3 protein-coding genes are annotated in these 1,508 nt (G+C 33.8%); all 3 read left to right on the top strand.

Features of this window, described 5'->3' with window-relative positions; genetic code table 11:
• Positions 1 to 369 precede the first annotated feature (369 nt).
• Entirely contained in the window at positions 370 to 615 is a 246-nt protein-coding gene (locus AC1DTM_RS26100) for a hypothetical protein (RefSeq protein WP_002161227.1), read from the top strand.
• Positions 616 to 843: 228 nt separating this feature from the next.
• The gene (locus AC1DTM_RS26095) at positions 844 to 1,044 is read left to right on the top strand and encodes a hypothetical protein (protein ID WP_071772484.1); all 201 of its coding nucleotides are present in this window, start codon (positions 844 to 846) and stop codon (positions 1,042 to 1,044) included.
• A gap of 304 nt (positions 1,045 to 1,348) precedes the next feature.
• Positions 1,349 to 1,508 (top strand): recombinase family protein (locus tag AC1DTM_RS26090; protein ID WP_477001245.1); only part of this gene is annotated, 160 nt, incomplete at its 3' end.

Raw genomic sequence — 1,508 nt, 5'->3', positions numbered from 1 at the left:
CTTTTGTTTTATTTTTGCACCAGAACCCTTTTTTTCTTTGTTATATAGAAATTATACATTAAACCAGTGAACATTCTAAAAAGACAAGCATATGATGAATTCGTGGGACGAGTTATCATATGAGGTGAAACTTGGAGCGCCATACTTATTGGTTGAAGGGTACCTAATGACGGGTACTCTTTTTATTTTGCACTTTTTAATAAGGACAAGCATATATTGGAGTGTGGGATAGCCCCACTTCATATATTTGAGCACCTGCAATCGTAAGGTGCTCTTTATTTTGTACAAAATGGACATTTGGATAATATGTAGGAATACCTTCTTACTTGTCGAAAAATTATATAGACGAGAGGAGGAAAATAAAATAAAATGAAATTTGACTTTACTGAATTAGAGAGAGCATTACCAAAGGATGATTATGACCACTTTATAAGAGAGTTTAGTTCTGAACTGCAACAAAGTGTAATTAATATTCTTAAAAACGAAAATAGCATTTTAAGCCCTTTAGCAGTTGGTACACAGCAAATGCCATTTAAAAGTAATATTTTCAAGACTAGGTTTAAAAGTATGGTTTTTGAAAAAATTGATAACGATACTATAAAGGTGTCGTTATAGAAAAAGAAAACTTGAATCATTAGTTCGTTATGTTAGGCGCTGCCGTAATCTGGGTAGCGTCTTGTTTGTTGTTAAGGAAAGATAAGGGGTGAAATAGATTTGAAACTTAAAGATTAGATAATAATATTGTTACTTTAAAATGCAGAAAATAGACTAGTAAACAAGCTGTTTTTGTTTTTTAGCATAGAATATGAGGAATCCTAGAGTTGAGAGGAGGTAATTATATTTATGGGATGTAATTGTAATTTCAGACATTGCAGAGATTGTAATAGATTTTGGGATGATTTAATGTTTTGCAGACGCAGACATAGAGATTGTGATGACCGTCGTTGTAGACGTGACCGTGACTGCGATTGTGATGAATGCCGTCGCAGACGTAATCATGATCGTGACTGTGACTGTGATCGCGATAATCGTCGAGATTGGTAAATTCCTTTGAATGAGTGTGCTTCTTCACAGCACTCTTTTTTTGTTTATGGGTTTTCTAAATTAATACGTATTAAATACGAAGAATGTAGTTGCAATTCGATTTAAGGTCTAACAAAACAAACGAACACAACGAACRAAAATAGAGATAGTTAAATGTCCTGTTTAGGTCTACCCTATACGGACGTAAAAGAGTCAACGGATTTATCATACTTCTCAACGTCCTGTTTACATATACGGAAAATAAATGGTGTTATGTACTTAGAATTAATTTCCGAACACGTTAACGGACGAAGGGGAAGATATTATGATAAGTGGTTATGCTCGTGTTTCTACACAAGAACAAAATTTAGCTAGGCAGTTGAAACAGCTAAATGATTATGGATGTGATCATGTGTATGAAGAGAAAACAAGCGGAGCAACAACAAACAGAGAAGAACTACAATTGATGCTCGATAGTTTAAAAG

Source organism: Bacillus sp. P4_D3 (assembly GCF_056401855.1).
This window is presented reverse-complemented; position numbering and strand designations above follow the sequence as displayed.